Source organism: Acinetobacter sp. TSRC1-2 (assembly GCF_049895885.1).
GTDB lineage: Bacteria > Pseudomonadota > Gammaproteobacteria > Pseudomonadales > Moraxellaceae > Acinetobacter.
The window spans coordinates 119,589-138,722 of record NZ_JAFCTF010000011.1; the positions used below are offsets into that span (position 1 = coordinate 119,589).

Annotated in this window: 20 protein-coding genes and 1 pseudogene; 11 read left to right on the top strand and 10 right to left on the bottom strand. The window is 40.3% G+C overall.

Going from position 1 to position 19,134, the window contains the following annotated elements; translation table 11 throughout:
• The first annotated feature begins 182 nt into the window (after positions 1-182).
• Entirely contained in the window at positions 183-1,184 is a 1,002-nt protein-coding gene (locus ACP69Y_RS12360) for a glycosyl transferase family protein (RefSeq protein WP_425918665.1), read from the top strand.
• Between the two features lie 265 nt (positions 1,185-1,449).
• Here ACP69Y_RS12360 and ACP69Y_RS12365 read toward each other — a convergent pair whose 3' ends face one another.
• Complete coding sequence (locus ACP69Y_RS12365) at positions 1,450-1,716, bottom strand: YeaC family protein (RefSeq protein WP_425918688.1); 267 nt, start codon at positions 1,714-1,716, stop codon at positions 1,450-1,452.
• A gap of 3 nt (positions 1,717-1,719) precedes the next feature.
• Positions 1,720-2,661, bottom strand: coding sequence for an NAD(+) kinase (locus ACP69Y_RS12370; RefSeq protein WP_425918689.1), 942 nt, complete (start codon positions 2,659-2,661; stop codon positions 1,720-1,722).
• Between the two features lie 415 nt (positions 2,662-3,076).
• On the opposite strand from ACP69Y_RS12370, the gene mrcB reads away from it, so the two are divergent.
• On the top strand, positions 3,077-5,473 hold the full coding sequence (mrcB, locus tag ACP69Y_RS12375; RefSeq protein ID WP_425918690.1) for a penicillin-binding protein 1B: 2,397 nt from the start codon (positions 3,077-3,079) through the stop codon (positions 5,471-5,473).
• 34 nt (positions 5,474-5,507) lie between these two features.
• Positions 5,508-6,056 (top strand): tetratricopeptide repeat protein, encoded by a 549-nt coding sequence (locus ACP69Y_RS12380; RefSeq protein WP_425918691.1) that lies wholly within the window; start codon positions 5,508-5,510, stop codon positions 6,054-6,056.
• Between the two features lie 71 nt (positions 6,057-6,127).
• On the opposite strand, the gene ACP69Y_RS12385 is transcribed toward ACP69Y_RS12380, so the two are convergent.
• Entirely contained in the window at positions 6,128-7,027 is a 900-nt protein-coding gene (locus tag ACP69Y_RS12385) for an NUDIX domain-containing protein (RefSeq protein WP_425918666.1), read from the bottom strand.
• Positions 7,028-7,166: 139 nt separating this feature from the next.
• Between ACP69Y_RS12385 and hemP the strand changes: the two genes are divergently transcribed.
• Positions 7,167-7,337, top strand: coding sequence for a hemin uptake protein HemP (hemP, locus tag ACP69Y_RS12390; protein WP_081406229.1), 171 nt, complete (start codon positions 7,167-7,169; stop codon positions 7,335-7,337).
• A gap of 65 nt (positions 7,338-7,402) precedes the next feature.
• Here the strand turns inward: hemP and ACP69Y_RS12395 are convergent, their stop codons facing one another.
• The 4 genes from ACP69Y_RS12395 to ACP69Y_RS12410 all read right to left on the bottom strand — a co-directional run bounded on the left by ACP69Y_RS12395 (position 7,403) and on the right by ACP69Y_RS12410 (position 11,803).
• Positions 7,403-8,746, bottom strand: coding sequence for a sensor histidine kinase (locus ACP69Y_RS12395; protein WP_425918667.1), 1,344 nt, complete (start codon positions 8,744-8,746; stop codon positions 7,403-7,405).
• A 1-nt stretch (position 8,747) separates the two neighbouring features.
• Positions 8,748-9,407, bottom strand: coding sequence for a response regulator transcription factor (locus ACP69Y_RS12400; RefSeq protein WP_425918669.1), 660 nt, complete (start codon positions 9,405-9,407; stop codon positions 8,748-8,750).
• Positions 9,408-9,570: 163 nt separating this feature from the next.
• Positions 9,571-9,933: a NirD/YgiW/YdeI family stress tolerance protein gene (locus ACP69Y_RS12405; RefSeq protein ID WP_425918670.1), complete on the bottom strand. Its 363-nt coding sequence runs from the start codon at positions 9,931-9,933 to the stop codon at positions 9,571-9,573.
• A gap of 112 nt (positions 9,934-10,045) precedes the next feature.
• Entirely contained in the window at positions 10,046-11,803 is a 1,758-nt protein-coding gene (locus ACP69Y_RS12410; RefSeq protein ID WP_425918671.1) for a GspE/PulE family protein, read from the bottom strand.
• Positions 11,804-12,040: 237 nt separating this feature from the next.
• Between ACP69Y_RS12410 and ACP69Y_RS12415 the strand changes: the two genes are divergently transcribed.
• The gene (locus tag ACP69Y_RS12415; RefSeq protein ID WP_425918672.1) at positions 12,041-13,309 is read left to right on the top strand and encodes an MgtC/SapB family protein; all 1,269 of its coding nucleotides are present in this window, start codon (positions 12,041-12,043) and stop codon (positions 13,307-13,309) included.
• Here ACP69Y_RS12415 and tsaA read toward each other — a convergent pair.
• Entirely contained in the window at positions 13,306-14,028 is a 723-nt protein-coding gene (gene tsaA / locus ACP69Y_RS12420; protein WP_425918673.1) for a tRNA (N6-threonylcarbamoyladenosine(37)-N6)-methyltransferase TrmO, read from the bottom strand. The genes ACP69Y_RS12415 and tsaA overlap by 4 nt on opposite strands.
• Positions 14,029-14,133: 105 nt before the next feature.
• Here tsaA and ACP69Y_RS12425 point away from each other — a divergent pair, with 105 nt between their 5' ends.
• The 3 genes from ACP69Y_RS12425 to ACP69Y_RS12435 all read left to right on the top strand — a co-directional run bounded on the left by ACP69Y_RS12425 (position 14,134) and on the right by ACP69Y_RS12435 (position 15,827).
• Positions 14,134-14,913, top strand: a complete 780-nt coding sequence (locus ACP69Y_RS12425) for a ferredoxin--NADP reductase (RefSeq protein ID WP_067724336.1) — start codon at positions 14,134-14,136, stop codon at positions 14,911-14,913.
• A gap of 110 nt (positions 14,914-15,023) precedes the next feature.
• Complete coding sequence (locus ACP69Y_RS12430) at positions 15,024-15,413, top strand: DUF2071 domain-containing protein (protein WP_425918674.1); 390 nt, start codon at positions 15,024-15,026, stop codon at positions 15,411-15,413.
• A gap of 75 nt (positions 15,414-15,488) precedes the next feature.
• Positions 15,489-15,827, top strand: coding sequence for a hypothetical protein (locus tag ACP69Y_RS12435; protein WP_425918675.1), 339 nt, complete (start codon positions 15,489-15,491; stop codon positions 15,825-15,827).
• A gap of 105 nt (positions 15,828-15,932) precedes the next feature.
• Here ACP69Y_RS12435 and ACP69Y_RS12440 read toward each other — a convergent pair whose 3' ends face one another.
• The gene (locus ACP69Y_RS12440; RefSeq protein ID WP_425918676.1) at positions 15,933-16,571 is read right to left on the bottom strand and encodes a cation transporter; all 639 of its coding nucleotides are present in this window, start codon (positions 16,569-16,571) and stop codon (positions 15,933-15,935) included.
• Positions 16,572-16,647: 76 nt separating this feature from the next.
• Here ACP69Y_RS12440 and ACP69Y_RS12445 point away from each other — a divergent pair, with 76 nt between their 5' ends.
• The 3 genes from ACP69Y_RS12445 to ACP69Y_RS12455 all read left to right on the top strand — a co-directional run bounded on the left by ACP69Y_RS12445 (position 16,648) and on the right by ACP69Y_RS12455 (position 18,822).
• On the top strand, positions 16,648-17,064 hold the full coding sequence (locus ACP69Y_RS12445) for a Cd(II)/Pb(II)-responsive transcriptional regulator (RefSeq protein ID WP_425918677.1): 417 nt from the start codon (positions 16,648-16,650) through the stop codon (positions 17,062-17,064).
• 80 nt (positions 17,065-17,144) lie between these two features.
• Entirely contained in the window at positions 17,145-18,554 is a 1,410-nt protein-coding gene (gene yegQ / locus ACP69Y_RS12450; protein ID WP_425918678.1) for a tRNA 5-hydroxyuridine modification protein YegQ, read from the top strand.
• Positions 18,555-18,567: 13 nt separating this feature from the next.
• Positions 18,568-18,822: a YfhL family 4Fe-4S dicluster ferredoxin gene (locus ACP69Y_RS12455; protein ID WP_425918679.1), complete on the top strand. Its 255-nt coding sequence runs from the start codon at positions 18,568-18,570 to the stop codon at positions 18,820-18,822.
• A 235-nt stretch (positions 18,823-19,057) separates the two neighbouring features.
• On the opposite strand, the pseudogene ACP69Y_RS12460 reads toward ACP69Y_RS12455, so the two are convergent.
• A pseudogene (locus ACP69Y_RS12460) lies at positions 19,058-19,134 on the bottom strand (FAD-dependent oxidoreductase); the annotation flags it as partial.

Sequence of the window (19,134 nt, forward strand, 5' to 3'; positions counted from 1 at the left end):
TACCTAATTTTTATTCTTTCATGCGGCATGTATTGTTAATGTTGTTCGAAATACGAACGACAGACGTTAGACATTAGTCGAATTACAACCAAAACACTTTTATTTTAATTAAGGTGAAATATTTATTTCTTCTGAATAAACTAGGTCTCTTATCTATTTCCCGTTGCCAAGAAAGCTAACTTATGCAAACCAAAAAAAATATCTATAAAGATTTTGAACATCCTTTTGCACAATATGTACGTATTGTGGGTAAAGGAAAAAATGGCGCACGCTCACTCAGTTATGAGGAAGCCTATCAAGCCTTTAGCATGATCTTAAAAGATGAAGTCCTGGATGTTCAGCTCGGTGCTTTCTTAATGCTGTTACGTGTTAAAGAAGAATCTGTCGATGAGCTAGCTGGTTTTGTGCAAGCCACACGCGATCAACTCAATTTTAAAAGCCTAGACGTTGATTTAGATTGGTCATCGTATGCAGGTAAGCGTAAACATTATCCATGGTTTTTATTGGCTGCACTGACTTTGGCACAACAGGGTTATAAAGTGGTGATGCATGGTGCATCGGGTCACACCCTTAACCGTCTTTATACCGAACAGGTATTGGAATACCTCGGTTATGCTATTTGCCAAAATGACACAGATGTGGAACAACAATTACAACAACGCAATTTTGCCTATATTCCTTTAGAAGCGATTTCACCCATCTTAAGTGACCTGATTGGCTTACGTAATGTAATGGGCTTACGTTCCCCTATTCACACCCTCGCCCGTTTAATTAATCCATTCAATGCTAAAGCAACCATGCAAGCAATTTTCCATCCTGCATACCGAGCTTCACACCAACAGGCGGCTTTTAAACTGGGCTATAAAAATAGTGCGGTCATTAAAGGTGAAGGTGGGGAATTTGAACGTAATCCGGATGCTAAAACTTTAATTTGTGGCATTAAAAATGGCGAACTGTATGAATACGAACTACCGAAACTGACCGCAAACCGTAGCCCGATTGAAGAAGAACTGGATTTAGCTGTGTTTAAAGCAGTTTGGAAAGGCAAGCAAAATCATGAATATGGTGAAATTGCAGTCACTGAAACCATAGGGATTGCGTTATATACGATGGGCGCTTGTGCAAGCTATGATGAAGCGATGTTAAAAGCCAAAGAACTTTGGCAAAGCCGAAAAGCTATTTAATAGACTAAAGGGTCAGGCCCTGCAGAGTCTTACCGTTTATTAGCAAATATCGGGAGCTCATTGTGTTACTTTTTAAAAATGAGTAACACTGTTACGCAAGAAAACTTTTCCCATTCGCAAAACTCGGCTAATACCACCGAGTGTCATCTCTCTCGCAAAAACAGGACTATATTAATATAGTCCTGCCTCGAACAGTTGCGAATGGCTTTTACGTGTAGCTATAAACAACTTCAATTCAAAGTTTAGCTACTCAAATAGCTCAGCATTAAACAAAACGAATCGGTTTAAATTCAGGTTCAGGAACATGAGAATCACATTCCTCACCTTCTTCTTTATGACCTTTATCAATATAACCACTACGTTCTTTTTCAGGTAAATTTTGCACTTCCCATGCAATTACAGCTTGCATGCAAATCTGACGCTGTTCAGCCGTTAACGCAATACCGTTGGGCCATTTACCAATTTCTACTGCTGTTTTTAAACGCGAAACAATTTCAGGATCGAGTACGGCCAGCATTTGTTCAATATTCATCATTTAATCCTGCTGTTGTAGAGAGTCAAAATCTTGATTCCAACCCAATTTGGTACGACATGCCATATAGAAGTCATACCCTGGTGGATGAAGTAAATTCAATTTAAATGGATGTTTACGGATATGTAAACTATCCCCAACATTGAGTGAAACGCTATGTTGACCATCGGCACTGACCATTGGTAACACGCGATTTTCACGAATGATAATCTTAATTTCACTATGCCCACCGACCACAATAGGACGTGAAGACAACGTATGCGGATGCATCGGTACTAAAGAAATGGCATCCATACCGGGATGGACAATCGGTCCACCACCCGATAAGGCATATGCCGTAGAACCTGTAGGGGTAGAGACTATTAGACCATCACTATGCTGACGATAGACATATTGACCATCAATATTCAGTTCGAAGTCAATCATGTGAACAGAGCGACCTGAATGTAAAACTACATCATTTAAAGCAATCGCATCATAAATACTCTCGCCTTTGGAACGAATTTCCATTTCCAGCAAGAAACGGCGATCCAACTGAAACTCACCCTTGAGTACTTGATCGAGTTTAAATATAACTTCGGTCGGCTTAATATCAGTTAAAAAGCCCAAACGACCACGGTTCACGCCAATGACAGGCGTATTATGTTTTACCAGTGCGCGAGCAGCATGTAATAAAGAGCCATCGCCCCCCACCACAATCACCAAATCAACCACTTCACCGAGTAAGGCACGACTGACAGTTTGCGTATTAGGATATGGCACCAGCTCTGCTGTTTGAGCATCAAAAACAGGATGAAGCCCTAAACTTAAAAGATGGTCATGAATGAGACTTAAAGTTTCAACGACGGAGGATTTATCTGGACGCCCTATTAATCCAATGTTTCGAAAAGTCTTATGTGAAATTTGCACCTGAGTGATCGCTCCGCTACGATTCCTGCCTATCATAGCATTAACACTATTCATTTTAAAAAAACTTTAGAGTTGGATATAACCCTTTATATAGATGAATGTGTTACTAAATAACGATTTGCTTTCCCTACATACGCGAAGCACGGCAAACCTCCTTTCCGGTTTAAACAATATTGATTTTTTATGATAAAGATCACATTTTATCAGTAGCATTTTGAGATCTATAATGTTGCTCGCTTCCTCAGGGCGAATAATCCGTTTTAAAATTGACCCGATATTGCCGAATACAGGCTGTGCTATAAAAACAGCATCTTATTTAAAATCAATAATTAATTATAAATTTTCTTACTTTTTAATTGCTATATTTTATTTTCATTCACAGATTAATTATTGCAAAAAAATGAAAAGCTTCGCATGATTAGCACAATTTATCAGGATCTTACAATAATTGATGAAGTCTGAACGTGGTATCGGTTTACTAGCGCTTATTTTTTCAATATTAGTCATTGGTGCTTTCTTGGCATTTAGCATCTATTTAATACGAATGGATAATATTGTGCGGAATAAGTTTGAAGGACAACGCTGGGATATTCCTGCGAAAGTATTTGCACGTCCTTTGGAAATTTATACTAATGCGCCGGTTAATCAGACAGACTTTACTCAAGAGCTGAAATTACTCGGCTATAAAAGCTCTGATAGCTATACCAAATCAGGCAGTTATGTCACTTCAGGTGATGCACTATATGTGCATACCCGCGGTTTTGATTTTGGTGATAGCGCAGAACCTGAACAAGTTTTAAAAATTACTTTTGACAATAATCAAATTGGTGAAGTCAGTGCGACCAAACCATCATCTACCGGTATTGCTCGTTTAGAACCTTTGTTGATTGGCGGTATTTATCCGCAGCACAATGAAGACCGTGTGCTGATTAAACTCGACAAAGTCCCTAAACCTTTAATTGAAGCACTCATCGCGACAGAAGACCGTAACTTCTATCATCATCATGGCGTTTCAGTTCGTGGTACAGCACGTGCTTTAGTCAGTAATGTCACCGGTGGTAAACGCCAAGGCGGTTCAACACTGACTCAACAATTGGTGAAGAACTTCTATTTAAGTCCCGAAAAAACATTAAAACGTAAAGTGAATGAAGCCTTGATGGCACTGTTAATTGAGCTGCATTACGACAAAGATGAAATTTTAGAAGCTTATTTAAATGAAGTAAATCTGGGTCAAAATGGTAATTACTCTATTAATGGCTACGGTCTGGCTTCACAATTTTACTTTGGTTTACCACTGAGAGAATTAAATACCGCTCAACAAGCCTATTTAGTCGGTTTGGTTCAAGGACCCACTCTTTTTAACCCGTGGAAAAATCCTGAAGGCGCGAAAAGACGTCGTGATATTGTTTTACACAATATGCTGGTAATGGGTTATCTCACTCAGGAACAATTTGAGCAAGAAGTCGCACGACCTCTCAATGTAATTGCAAAACCAACCTTAGGCCCGGCTCGCTTCCCTGATTTTCTGGATATTGTCCGTCGCCAACTGCGTACCGAATATCAAGAAGGTGATTTGACCAATCAAGGTTTAAGAATTTTTACTACGCTTGATCCAATTGCCCAAACCAAAGTCCAAGAGGCTTTTAAAGCATCTGTTTCCGGTTTAGCCAATACTAATCCTAAACGCTTAAAAGATTTACAAGGTGCGGTTTTAATTTCGCATCCTGAAAATGGTGAACTGGTTGCAGCAGTGGGTTCTACACAAGATTTTACCGGTTTTAACCGTGCTTTAGATGCAAAACGTCAAGTGGGTTCCTTACTTAAACCAGTGATTTATTTAAGTGCGATTGAATCGGGACGCTATACCTGGGCCAGCCCAATTGAAGATAGTGCGCTGAGTATTGCAAGTGGAGGAAAAACTTGGACGCCTAAAAACTATAGCGGTGGCGATCATGGTGTAGTTCCAATGGCGGAAGCGTTGTCAAATTCATATAACCTTGCCGCAGTGCGTTTAGGTCAAGAATTTGGAATTTCAACTTTTAGTAATCACCTGAAAAAATTTGGCGTAACTTCGAATATTCCCACTTATCCCTCTATATTCCTGGGTGCAGTTGATATGTCACCGATGGAAGTGATGAGTATTTACAGCAACTTCGCTACGGGCGGATTTAAATACCCAATCAAATCGATTCGTTCTGTGGTTGATTCAAATGGACGTTTACTGGATCGTTATGGTCTTACCGTACAGCAAACCATTGATCCTTCTGCCGCCTATATTTTGAATTACGGCTTACAACAAGTGATGAGTTCAGGTACAGGTCGTTCGGCTTATAGCGCCCTACCTGGCGATTTAAAACTGGCGGGTAAGTCGGGAACCACCAACGATACGCGTGACTCATGGTTTGCAGGCTATTCGGGTAATTACCTAAGTGTGGTGTGGTTAGGTCTGGATGATAATAAAGTTACTGGCCTAACCGGTTCATCAGGTGCCCTGCCTGTTTGGACCAATGTCATGAAGCAACTGCGTCAGAAACCTGTAAATTTACGTCAAACAGAAAATGTGCAATGGCACTGGATTGACCGCGCAACTGGGTATTTATCTGCACAAGGTTGTGAAGGTGCAATGTATATTCCGCTATTACGTAATAATGTGCCACGTCAAGCAACCGGATGTGGTTTACCTTATTATCAAGTAGAACCGGTTTACAATTCTGACACTGAAAACAATCAGCCCGTATCTGAACAAAACGATAGTATTGAAAACTATATTCGTGAAAGTGAAACTGAAATGCCACGTGACTCTTCTAATAATAGTCAGGTCATTTCAAGCGGTAGCTATGATAACTAGTGGTGACGATTCAATAATGAAGCTTCGATTCAACATGTATAAGTTGTGTGTGATTGGTTTAGGTTTAATAGGTTTGGTTGGCTGTCAAAGCCTGCCAACACCCGAGGCTAACAAAACAGAACCCACACCGCCTTCTGAAAAGAAGGAAATTAAAACTCCTTCTGGTGTGGTCATTACCCCTTATGACCGTGAAGAAATTCAACGTAAAAAAATGCAGGTGGTGATTCCTGAGCAAAGAAGCAGGCAACAATTTGATGATGGCCGAAAACTTCCCGCATTTAAAAAACTCATGCAAAAAACTCAGCTTGCTTATCAACAAGGTCAATGGAATCAAGCTGAAGCTGCGGCACTCCAAGCACAGCGCTTGGCTCCCCAATCTGCCGAGACTTATTTATATTTGGCCTTGGTGGCGAACAAGAAAAATAAACCTGCAAATGCTGAAGCTCTGGCGCAACGTGGGCTGAGTTATGCGCAAAGTAATGCAATGAAGAAACAGCTCTGGTTAGCTATTTTGAAAGCTGCACAACAGCAAAAAGACCCAAAAACCATTCAACAAGCACAAACAGCATTAAAAGGCTTATAACTTTTAAGATGTATTGAGACGTCAAAGCCTAACTCAATACATCTCATTGTGTAGTTTATAAATTCTACATTTTATAAAAATCGAATACCCGCAATTCCATAAGCCCCCTGCTGCTGAGCTTCTGGCAAATCACCCGCTTGCATACCGCCCAAAGCAAAAACAGGAATTTCGACTTGTGAAGCAAGGACTTTAAACTGCTCCCACCCTAATGCTCGAGCCTCTGGATGCGTTTCTGTAGCGACTACTGGACTTAACAGAATTGCATCACAACCAATTTTCTGTGCCTGAGTCATTGAAACCAAATCATGACAAGCCGCGATATAACGCTTACCGATAATTAAATCGCCTTGCATCAAGGACAGCACTTGCGACTGTTTCAAATGAATGGCTGAAATGGCTTGCTGTTGAATTGAATTTAACTGTTGATAAAGATCAATATTCACAATCAGTTTAGATAATTGTTCAACACTTAAGCCTGAAATTTCAATGATCTGTGCCTGAGTACCCTCAACACGCCAATACATCAACTGGTCTAAGTGCAACTGGTTTAATGCACTTAACTGATCTGAAATTTTAATCTGATGTGCCCAATGCAAGCGCTTGATCATGGCTTGATTGGCTTTGGGGAAATTTAAACTCAGTAATTCATCACGGCTGTACCACGTCCAGGGCTGTTGAATTTCATTCAATAGCGCAGTCGGTACGATGGCATGAAATAAATGCAAATTGACAATCACATCATCGTATTCATGGCGAATCACATCAAAAGCATGCCAGTCCTGCAGCCCAATACCCACCTCTTCATAAATTTCACGGCGACAGGCGGCTAAAGGGCTTTCTCCTTCCTCAACTTTCCCGCCTGGAAATTCATGCTTATTCCCCTGATGCTGTTTTGCTTCACGCCATCCTACAAGTACCTTGTCCTGATGCAACAAGATTGCAATTGCAACGTGAATCGTAGGTTTCGACATTCCGTACTCCTTTGCGTGAAAATATTACAGAGTGTAAGCAAATTTAGGTTTTTTATAAAATCTTAAATAATTGATTGACAGGTCTATTCGATAATGATTATCATTTAAAACGTTCACTATATACCACGGAGTCGACGGAATGAACGCGCCATTTAGCTTATTTACCCGTAATAATGATGTAGCACACTCACTACCAATGTTGCACTCGAACAACTTATTTTCCTTGGGCCGAGAAATTCGAATTATGCATGCTGGAGAAGAATACCGTTTGCGTTTAACCCGTAACAATCGACTGATTCTAACCAAATAAAAGCATAACAAGCCAATTAATAATATTCGTGGAAACAAGCAGTATGTACACAAACATACTGCTTTTTAGCGGTGGATATTCACCGGAAATTGCAGCTCAACTTTTAATCCACCATGACTGGATTGAGAAAAATGCATTTCGGCTGCATGCAATTCAATAATTTTCTGACAAATCGAAAGTCCTAAACCTGAACCTTGAGTTTTTGTACCTAAAGCACGATAAAAGCGTTCGCCCAAACGTTGCAAGACCTCTCCTGTCACACCCTGCCCATCATCTTCAATCGTCATCGTTAGCTTTTGATGCTGCTGTTGCACATTAATAAATACATGGCCATTTTGCCCAACATATCGAATCGCATTATCCATCAGGTTTCGTATACAAGTAAAAATAAGTTTTTCATTTACAGTGATATAAAGATTGGGGGAAAACTGAGTCTGGATCTGAATATTTTTCTCGGTAGCAAAGGGTTGTAAGGCCAGAACAACATCTTTTACTATCACCTGCAAGTCAATTTCAGTTTTTGGTAATTGACTGATATTAGTGGGATCTAAACGTGCAAGTAAAAGTAAGTTTTCTAAAACTTGTATGCCACGGGTGACATCGTTTTGAATACTGACCAAGTCCTGAGTTAAATCTGGATATTTACGTTTTAATACCTGCAAACGCATTTGAATAGCAGATAACGGCGAACGTAATTCATGTGAAGCATCCGCAGTAAAGCGCTGCTCTGCGACCAACGATTGATTTAATCGTTGCAATAATTGGTTGAGTTGCCAGACTATCGGTTGTAATTCTTTTAACTCGGGTGTTTGCTGCTGAATCGGTGCCAAATCATCAGCATTTTTTTCAGCAATATTTTTGGACAATTGATGAATCACTTTAAATTGACGTTTTACTGCAAAATGTAAAATCAGCCACTGCATCAACCAGAGCAAAACCAATATCAGGCCATAGCCCATGACATTTTGAGCCAAATCTTTAAAACGTTCTCCTATGGGTTGTAATAGCAATACCGACATATTCAGTTCAGCATTTTCCGCTGTATATATGCGCCACAATTGCTGGTCTTGCCAAATAAAACCGTAACCTTCAGAGGCGTTATTTTGAAGCTTTGAAGATTGATTCTCTAAATGGAAATCTTTTGATTCGGTCAGCACCTGTTGCTGATCTTTTAACTGGTATTGAATATCAAATTCATCACTGAGTTCATCCACCTGTTGCCCTGAACTGATCGTCACATCCGAAATTAACAGCATGTCTGCAATTTCATTCATGAGTTGATCTTGCACTTGCATGGTCTGATATAGCGAAATTACCGCAAAAAGCAGCAATGCCAATATCCCCGCCACCATTGAACTGTATAGCGATGTCTTGATTAGTTTTTTTTGTAGAGACACGGCTTGTGACATATTAATCTTGACTCATGCGATAGCCTAAACCACGAATGGTTTTGATATATTGGCTGCCAATCTTTTTACGCAATTGATAGATAAACACTTCTATGGCATTACTTTCGATTTCATCGCCCCAGGCATAGAGTGATTCTTCCAGTTGCTCACGGGTCATCACATGTTCAGGTTTTTGCATCAGTTTATGCAAAATCTGAAATTCCTTGGCGGTTAAATTGATGGTTTGACCCTCTTGAATCAGGGTTTTGGCTTGCGGATCTAACACCAGATTTGCATAACGTAAATCTTGTCCAGCACCGCTTTGATGCTGTCGTAATTGCAAACGTATACGTGCAGAAAGCTCTTCCAGACTAAAAGGCTTGACCAGATAATCATTGGCACCTAAATCCAGACCTTCAACACGGTCATGAATACTGTCCCGCGCAGTGATAAAAATCACAGGGGTTTGTTGCTGCTGTGCTCGTAACGTTTTGAGAATCTCATCGCCCGTAGCTTTAGGTAGTCCGCGATCGAGCAAGACACAATCATACTGATGCTGCTCAATGGCTAAAATGGCATGATCGCCACGTTCCACCCAATCAATATTATAACCATCCATTTCTAACCAGGTTTTGATGCTCTCTGCTTGGGAAGCATCATCTTCTGCCAGTAAGATTCGCATATGTTGTTCTCAAGTATTTGGCATGATTCGCTTTTAACATAGCATGCTTTAAAAGGCGCTTGATTCAAAAAAACCACATGAATGACTCATGTGGTTCTAAAAGAAATATAAAAGGAGATATGAACTTTAGCCGTCTATAGCTTTATTTCGTGGAGTGACCGACTTAGAATTTAACCGCATCTACATCAATTTCAACACGTTTTGCAGGTTTATAATCAATATCGACTTCACCAATCAGCGTCAATGAAGTTTTGGCATTTATAGGTTTACCCTGCCATAACTCGTCATCGATATCGACCGTAATGGTGCCAGTGTGATCACGGAACTGATATTTTTCATCACCAACCGCTTTCACCACATAACCTTTAAGCTGCACTTTTGTATTATCTTTCAGGCTTAGAGCCTGTTTAACCGAAGTGGTCGTTGTAGGTGCAATAGCCGTTTGATTGATTGCGGTATTTGCCAAAGCAAAAGTAGATGCACCGACCAAACCAGTAATTAAAGCTGCTTTTGAGATCATGTTCATAGTGAAACCCTCATCTTTTTGTTCATCATTTCGATAAAGTGATTAAAACAAATCAAGATGAGGTGAATCTTAAGATTGCTTCATTTTCAAAAAATCATTTTCAAAAAATTCCTTAATTCAAAGGAACTACGCGTAATACTTCCTCTAAAGTGGTCAATCCATCCAGAACTTTACGCGCACCGGCAATTCGCAGGGGTTCAACCCCTTCTTTCTTGGCTTGCTGGCGTAATTCATTTAGATTGGCATTTGCACCAATCAATTGCTTGGTCTCCAAACTTAAAGGCATAAACTCATAAATACCGATACGCCCTTTGTAACCTGTATGACGACACTCCTCACAACCGACTGCCTGAAATACAAAGCTTGGCATCTCTATCGTAAAGTCATAGGTCAAATGCTTCCACTCTTGCTCATTAATAAAAGTTTCTGCTTTACAGTGAGAGCAAAGTTTTCGCACCAGACGTTGTGCCAACACCCCTAAAATGGTCGCTGCAGTTAAAAATGGCTGCACGCCTAAATCATGCAGACGGGTCAAACTCGATGGTGCATCATTGGTATGTAGCGTGGATAGCACCAAGTGACCGGTTAATGCTGCTTGAATCGCCATATTGGCCGTATCATGATCACGAATTTCCCCGACCATAATAATGTCAGGATCCTGACGCATTAAAGCGCGCACGCCATCAGCAAAACCCAAATCAATGCCTTGATTGACCTGCATCTGGTTAAAGCTCGGTTCAAGCATTTCAATCGGGTCTTCAATGGTACAGACATTGACTTCTTCAGTCGCCAGCTGTTTAAGCGAAGAATATAATGTTGTGGTTTTGCCCGAACCGGTCGGTCCAGTCACCAGAATAATCCCGTGACTATGTGCAGTTAACGCCCGCCAATCATTCAGCAAGCCCCCTTCAAAACCCAGTTGTTGAAAACTGCGTACCAATACTTCCGGGTCAAAAATACGCATCACCAATTTTTCGCCAAAAGCAGTCGGCAAAGTCGATAGACGCAACTCGGTTTCTTGGCCTTTTGGAGTGCGGGTTTTTAATCGACCATCTTGAGGTTTGCGTTTTTCCGCAACATTCATGCGACCTAAAATTTTAATTCGCGAAATCACGGCGGTCAGTGTATTGGCCGGCATTTTATAAATAGTATGTAACACCCCATCTATTCGGAAACGTACTTTTCCGGCATCTTTACGCGGCTCGAGATGAATATCACTCGCCCCTTGCTCAAAAGCAAACTGCAACACCCAATCGACCAGTTTTACAATGTGCTGATCATTGGCATCCGGGTTTTGCGTATCGCCCAATTGCAAAAGCGCTTCCACACCTTTGTTATCACGATCATAAGCACTAGATTTTTGTGATGAATTAACCGCACGACTGACTTGGTAATATTCGACCAGATAGCGCTGTAATTGATCGGGGCTTAATAAAACACGCTGAATTTTTTTGGGTGCAATTGTATGTTCAAGATTGGCCACCCATTCAGTTTTAAAAGGCTGATCTGTTGCAATCAGGACTTTGTCTGGCTGAATTTCCACCGCCAAAATTTTATTACGCACGGCAAATTCTTGCGACATGATATTGGTCAAAGCACCAACATCGGCTTTTAAAGGATCAATAATATAAAAAGGGATCTTGGCTTTTTCTGCAATCCACTGACACAAACGGTTTAAGGTTAAGGTAGATTGCGGATGGGACAGATCGACCAAATTAAAATGTGCAATCCACTGTAAGGGATGCCATTTCAGCTGTTCACGTTGACGGTGTGTGGTTTGTATCAGTAGCTTGTTACGCTCGGTAATACGTCCATCTTTTTGTAGTTGTTCCAGACACCAAGACGTGTCCATTTCAAAATTAAAATTCATTGTTCTACGCCCCAAAACCTAAGCACACTATAGCAAACTAAATTTCATCTGACTTAAATCAGTTTTAGAAAAAGATATCCTTCAGCTTTTTACGAACCTGATTCCTCTTATCGGTCATTCAGATGAAAACTATAACTTTTTTGGCAACTATGAAGCTTTTACTTTCACTGATTTATAGCGAATAATGCTAAATATGCTGATTAAGTAAGCAGCCCACCTTTCCATACAAGCACTTGGATGAACCTTTTGAATAATATGCTCGATCCGTCACTGCAAAGCACATCATTTCAAGAACTGCTGATGATTATGGCAGCGGCTTTAGGCTGTGGTTTGCTGATTGGTTTAGAACGTGAACGCAGCAAACAACGTGAAAACCAGCATAGTTTTGCCGGAGTTCGCTCATTTGTGATCTGTGCATTACTCGGCGCGCTATGCTTTATCTTTGGACCTATTTTTGGGGTTGTAGGTGCAATTAGTGTGGCTGCAATTAGTATTTTTTCGCTTAAAAATCAGCTAAAAGATCCAGGAGTGACCACTGAACTGGCTTTCGTGATGACCTATTTTATTGGCGCATTGTGTATTTGGAATGTCACACTGGCTGCAAGCTTATCCGTAATACTTACCTTTATTTTAATGATGAAACATTCGATTCACGGTTTTGCAGGGAAATGGATTACTGAAGCAGAATTTAAAGATGGTTTATTTTTACTGGCACTGATTTTAATTGGTCTACCACTCACCCCCAATACCCCTTTATGGGACGCGGTTCTTAATCCGCATATTATTTTAAAACTGCTTACCCTGATTCTTGTTGTTCAAGCATTGGCACATATTGCTAAACGCTTACTTTCAAAAAAAAGAGCACTCATTCTTTCTTCAATTGCTTCGGGATTTGTATCCAGTACCGCAACGATTGCGCATTTAGGCATGCAAGTACGTAACGAAGGGGTCGATGCCCGATCAAATGCCGGCGCAGCACTGATGTCCTGTATTTCAACTTTGCTACTGTTATTCATTGTGGTAGGCGGTGTCTCTTTAACTTGGCTAAAATTACTGATATTTCCCTCGCTCATTGCTATCGCTATTTTAGCGCTGTGTGCTTACTGGCTTTTACGTAAAGCAGAACCTGTCGAAGAAATAGAACCTGAAGATAGTCCCATGTTTAGCTTAAAAGAAGCCGCGATTATTGCAGTGACTTTAACCATTATTCAGGCTGGCGTGTATGGCTTAGAGCTTTTACTCGGTGATTCCGGTTTAATTGCAGGTACACTCCTGGCTTCACTGTTTGAAATTCATGCCGCTGCGGCCGCTGTAGTGATTCAAGGTGAACCCACAAACACCAGCTTAGTGTATGCAATGATGTTAGGTTTAAGCGCTCATGCGGTTTCTAAATCCATTAATGCAGCCATCAGCGGTGGGTTGAAATTTGCACTTTATTTTGCCCCTGTACAAATTCTACATATGACCGTTTTAATGGGTATGCTTTGGTGGATGCTACAGCCTTAAGCTGAAAGTTCAACAATTTCTGTCACAGTGATGGAAGCCAGTCCCACCCTAAAACTGACATCAAAATGGGCGAAATTCATTTTATAAATACGCTCAGGATCATTTTGATAAGCCGGTCTTGGATCGAGCGATAAAACCTGTTCCAGTTCATTCACAATTCGATGCTCCAACTTTTGATATTTGATTAAATCTTGCTTTTGCTGTTCTGCTACTTCTGTCCAAATAATCGGCATTCGTGCAGGTTCATCCTGTGCATAACCACTCTCTGCATCCAGTACTGCATCTGAATATTGAATATAAGGTTTAATATCGACTATGGGTGTACCATTTAACAAATCACTGCCTGTGACATAGACCCGAACTGACTTACCGACTTTTCTCACTTCTTTGAGTTGAACCACAGACAAACCCATGGGTGCAGGACGGTACATGCTGCGTGTCGCGAACACACCTATTTTCTGATTCCCACCTAAACGCGGTGGACGGACTTGTGGGCGAAATTTTGCGTTATCTTGTTGATTTTTATTATCATGGAACTGCCAGATGAGCCACAAATGACTGAATTCACCGATCCCCTCAAATGCAAGTAAATCATTATACGGTTCCAGCATTTCAATATAAGATTCGACCTGAACCAAATTTGGCTGTCTAGGGATGCCAAATTTTTCATGGTAAGGAGAATTCATATACCCGATTATTGGCACTTTAATCTCAGTCATAATCACTTTTTCTGATAAGGTCAATTAAATATATTCAGTTTATCGAGAATGTTTTTAGATTAGAATAGTAAGCTGTTCTAATTTGATAATTTATTGAGACCTTTAATGGCTGCTTTCAACGTCGAAAAGATTACTCACGTACACCACTGGAATGACACATTATTCAGTTTTAAAACCACTCGCGACACTGCGTTACGTTTTAAAAATGGTCAATTTGTGATGATTGGACTGGAAGTAAATGGTAAGCCTTTAATGCGTGCTTATTCTATTGCTAGCGCTAACTATGAAGAAGAGCTAGAGTTTTTCTCTATTAAAGTGCCAGATGGTCCTTTAACTTCTATTTTACAAAAAGTAAAAGTTGGCGATGATATTTTAGTATCCCGTAAACCGACAGGAACTTTGGTTCTTGACGACTTAAACCCAGGTAAAAACTTGTACCTTCTTTCTTCAGGTACTGGTTTAGCACCGTTCTTGTCAACGATTCGTGACCCAGAAACCTATGAACGCTTTGAAAAAGTGATTGTGGTTCACGGTACGCGCTTTATCTCTGAATTGGCTTACCAAGACTTGATTCTAAACGAACTTCCAAATCACGAATTCTTTGAAGAACTGGGTATTAAAGACAAATTGATTTACTACCCAACAGTAACGCGTGAAGAATTCCACACTCAAGGTCGTGTAACCACTGCTATTGAATCTGGTCAACTGTTTGAAAAAATTGGTTTACCACGTTTCAACCCGGAAACTGACCGCGCAATGCTTTGCGGTAGCCCGGCGTTCCTAGACGACGTAGTTGCATTGCTTGACCAGCATGGTCTAAAAGAATCCCCTAAAATGGGTGTTCTTGGCGATTATGTGATTGAACGTGCATTCGTTGAAAAATAAGATGACGTGTTATTTCTAATAACACCGAATCAACAAACCGAGGTCAATGCCTCGGTTTTTTATTTACTCATTTCAAGCATTTCGACAAGATAAAAACAAGAAAAAAATAATTGATTATTAAAGCAATCGACTTTAAAAATTTAAAATTCAAAGATTATCTACATCCACGTCCAGAACCCAAAGGCATTGATGTTGTTTGTAAATTACAGCATTTTGCTTTAATTACTTATGCCATTGACCCTGCACGTTTTAAAGACATTATTCCCACGCGATTTAAATTAGATACCATTCAATATCAAGGACAAAAAAAGGTGCTCATGTCTGTGGTTCCTTTTATTGATGTCGATTTTACTTCAGCAGTTTACCCTTTTCCAAAATTTAAAATGGGACAAACCAATTACCGGGTTTATGTAATTGATCAAGAAACTCAACAACGCTGTGTGTGGTTTTTAGGAACAACTTTAGATTCATGGACGGTGTTTTTACCTCGCCTTGCCTGAATGTTACCTTGGCATAAGGCTGTAATTTCGTTCGATTGCCAACAAGATGAACCGGGACTTTATCAAAAATATTAAATGACAACCCATTGTGAATGGGCAAGTTCAGAAGTTCAGCTGACTCAATCTTCGCAAGATGCTTGGCAATTTGAAGATTTTCCTGATTTAGAAACCTATCTGGTTTATTTAACTCATCCTTTAGTTGGCTTTTATCATCGTCGTGATGGTAAATTAGGTACATATCGCGTTTGGCATGATCGCCTACAACCTAGGCCAGCAAAACTGCATCATGCACGTTTTGAACTTTTGGCACGCATGAATTTGGTTTCGTTTGAAGATCAGTTACAGCCCTATAGCGTGCTAATTGAAACGGCGAATAAGTTTACGATTTATCTACCACCGCAGGTTTTAAGGTAATTTTGTACGTATAAATTTTCCATTACTTTCCACCTATGCATCTCGTTTAAATCTAAAAGTAAAACACCGAGTTTAGTGGCTCAGTGTTTTACTTTATCAACTTGATTATTCAGAAACATGAGTAAAAGGCTTATTTTCTTTGCGTTCTAGCAAAGCTTTTTGAATCACCCGATAGCCTGCGGTTAAACCGAGTACTGACATAATCACCGCCACAATAATATCTGGCCATAGACTTCCCGTACCAAACACACCGACCGCAGCTAAAATCACTGCGACATTGCCAATCGCATCATTACGGCTACACAGCCAGACCGACTGCATATTGGAATCACCGTCACGAAACGTATATAAAATTACAGCTGATGTGACATTCGCAATTAAAGCCAATACACCAATAAATCCCATGGTCATTGCTTCAGGGGGAATTCCTTGCATATAGGCATAAATAACTTTGCCCATGACCACGAAACCGAATAAAGCCATAGTTATGCCTTTTAGCAAAGCGACTGTGGCTCTCCAATATAAACTCATCCCTAAGACTGCAAGTGAAATAGCGTAATTCACAGCATCCCCAAAGAAATCTAAGGAATCTGCCCACAGTGCCGACGAATGTGCATAAGCCCCGCCAATCAATTCAACCAAGAACATGACCAAATTAATCAATAATGCAATCCATAAGGCAGTTCTAAATTTGCTATCCGGTTTGGGTGGTGCGGGTTCATCACAACAATGGTTACACGCCATAAGATCACTCCCATTCAAATGACTTTCATTTTGTATTATTCTTATTCAAAACTATGGAGTAACTCCAAGGTCAAGTATGAATACATCTAAATATTATTTAATTAAAGATTTAGCACAAAAAACAGGACTCAGTAGCGACACCATTCGCTTCTACGAGAAAAAAAATCTGCTTAAACCCAGCTTTCGTGGTGACAATAATTATCGCTATTATGATGAAAATACATTCAAACGACTGGTATTTATTAAACGCTGTCGTGCGCTAGATATTTCATTAAGCGAGATTGAAACGTTGCTTGAATTGGAACAACAACCCTCTCAAAGCTGTCACGCAGTGAATCAACTGATTGAACAACACATTAAGCAAGTAACTGATAAAATGATAGAATTACAAAAATTTCAACAACAGCTCATCCAGCTACGCGCCTCTTGTGATACTACGGAAACCATTGATAGTTGTCAGATTTTAAAACAGCTTGAAGCAGAAAATAAGTAAAAACCCAACTAAAATACTAGGTTGAATCATTTTTTCAGATCCCTACAATAAAGCCATAATTTTTTTATGCCTTTAATGACATGACCATTTCACACGTAACCGAACTCCTCTCTCCTGCCGGCTCACTGAAAAATATGCGCTATGCATTTGCCTATGGTGCGGACGCCGTATATGCAGGCCAGCCGCGTTATAGTTTACGTGTGCGCAATAATGCTTTTGATCATGACAATCTAAAAATTGGGATTGAAGAGGCGCATGCCTTGGGCAAAAAATTCTATGTGGTTGTGAACATTCAACCGCATAACTCCAAGTTGAAAAACTTTATTCGTGACTTAGAACCTGTGGTTGCCATGCAACCTGACGCCCTGATTATGTCTGACCCGGGCCTCATCATGATGGTACATGAGCATTTTCCAGATGTTCCGGTACATCTTTCGGTTCAGGCCAATGCCGTGAACTGGGCAACGGTGAAGTTTTGGCAAAATATAGGCTTAACTCGGGTAATTCTGTCCCGTGAACTCTCAATCGAAGAAATTGAAGAGATTAAAAATAATGTGCCAAACATGGAAATTGAAGTTTTCGTGCATGGTGCATTATGTATGGCTTATTCCGGTCGTTGCCTGCTTTCTGGCTATATGAACAAACGTGATGCCAATCAGGGCGCGTGCACCAATGCCTGTCGCTGGGATTATAAAATTCACCAAGCAGCTGAAGATGAAACTGGATATATGATTCCAGTTCACCAAATTGAAGACTCATTCAAAGATGCGTCATGCTGCAAAAACAAAGATGCCGATGAGCAACACGCCCTAGAACAACACCAATTTGGCGAGCCGGTTTTACTACAACGCAATGAAGAAGACATGTTTGCAGCCGAAGAAGACGAACATGGCACTTACTTCATGAACTCTAAAGACCTACGTGCGGTACAGCATGTCGATCGTTTAACCAAGATAGGCATTCATTCACTGAAAATTGAAGGTCGTACCAAGTCCTATTTTTACTGTGCCCGTACTGCCCAGATTTACCGTAAAGCTATTGATGATGCTCTAGAGGGCAAGCCATTTGATCCATCGTTAATGACTCAGCTTGAAGGCTTGGCGAATCGCGGCTATACCGAAGGTTTTCTGCGCCGTCATGTACATAGTGAATATCAAAACTATGAAACCGGTTCATCACGTTTTGAACATCAACAATTTGTCGGTGAGGTTTTAGAGCGTAACGCTGACTACATCAAGGTTGATGTAAAAAACCGTTTTGTGGTGGGTGACTCGCTTGAGCTGATGACAACCTCAGGCAACATTACTTTTACTTTAACGGAAATGAAAGATAAAAAAGGCAATCTGATTATTGACGCCAAAGGTTCAGGTCATATTGTAGATATTCCTGTGCCTGCTGATGTTGATATGAACTATGCCCTGCTAATTCGTAACTTGCCGAACTCAACGGCAGATATTTCAGCCTCATCTTTAGCTTACCAAGCTGTTTGAGTATCCAGACCAGATGGCTCTCTTGATTACTGATAAATGTATCAACTGTGATATGTGTTTAGCTGAATGTCCGAATGAAGCCATTTATGAGGGCGAGAAGGTGTATGAAATTGATGTAAACCGCTGTACCGAGTGTGTCGGCTTTTACGAGCACCAAACTTGTATAGCCGTGTGTCCAATTGAGTGCATTATTCCACATCCTGAACATGTGGAAACACAGGAACAATTGATGCAGAAGTTTAAGGGCTTGAATTTATTTAAATCTTAATTTTTTTTGGAAATGGAATAAAACTTGCTTAATTAAGCTTAATAACCTTGGGGTAAGAAGAATAAAAAAGAGCAAAAACAAAAAATGTAGAAAATTAAAACAACAATGGAAAGGGTCGTGATAAAAAAAAGGAACTCAGCGTTAGCGCCCTGAGTTCCTATAAAAGGGTAAAACAAAAACTTGGGCAATTAAAGCCAAAGTGTCTATGTCTACGTAGCCACTTTGGCTTTTTTACTTATTGCCCTGAACGAATGATGTAATCGAAAGCAGATAGGGATGCCTTGGCACCTTCACCGGTGGCAATGATGATCT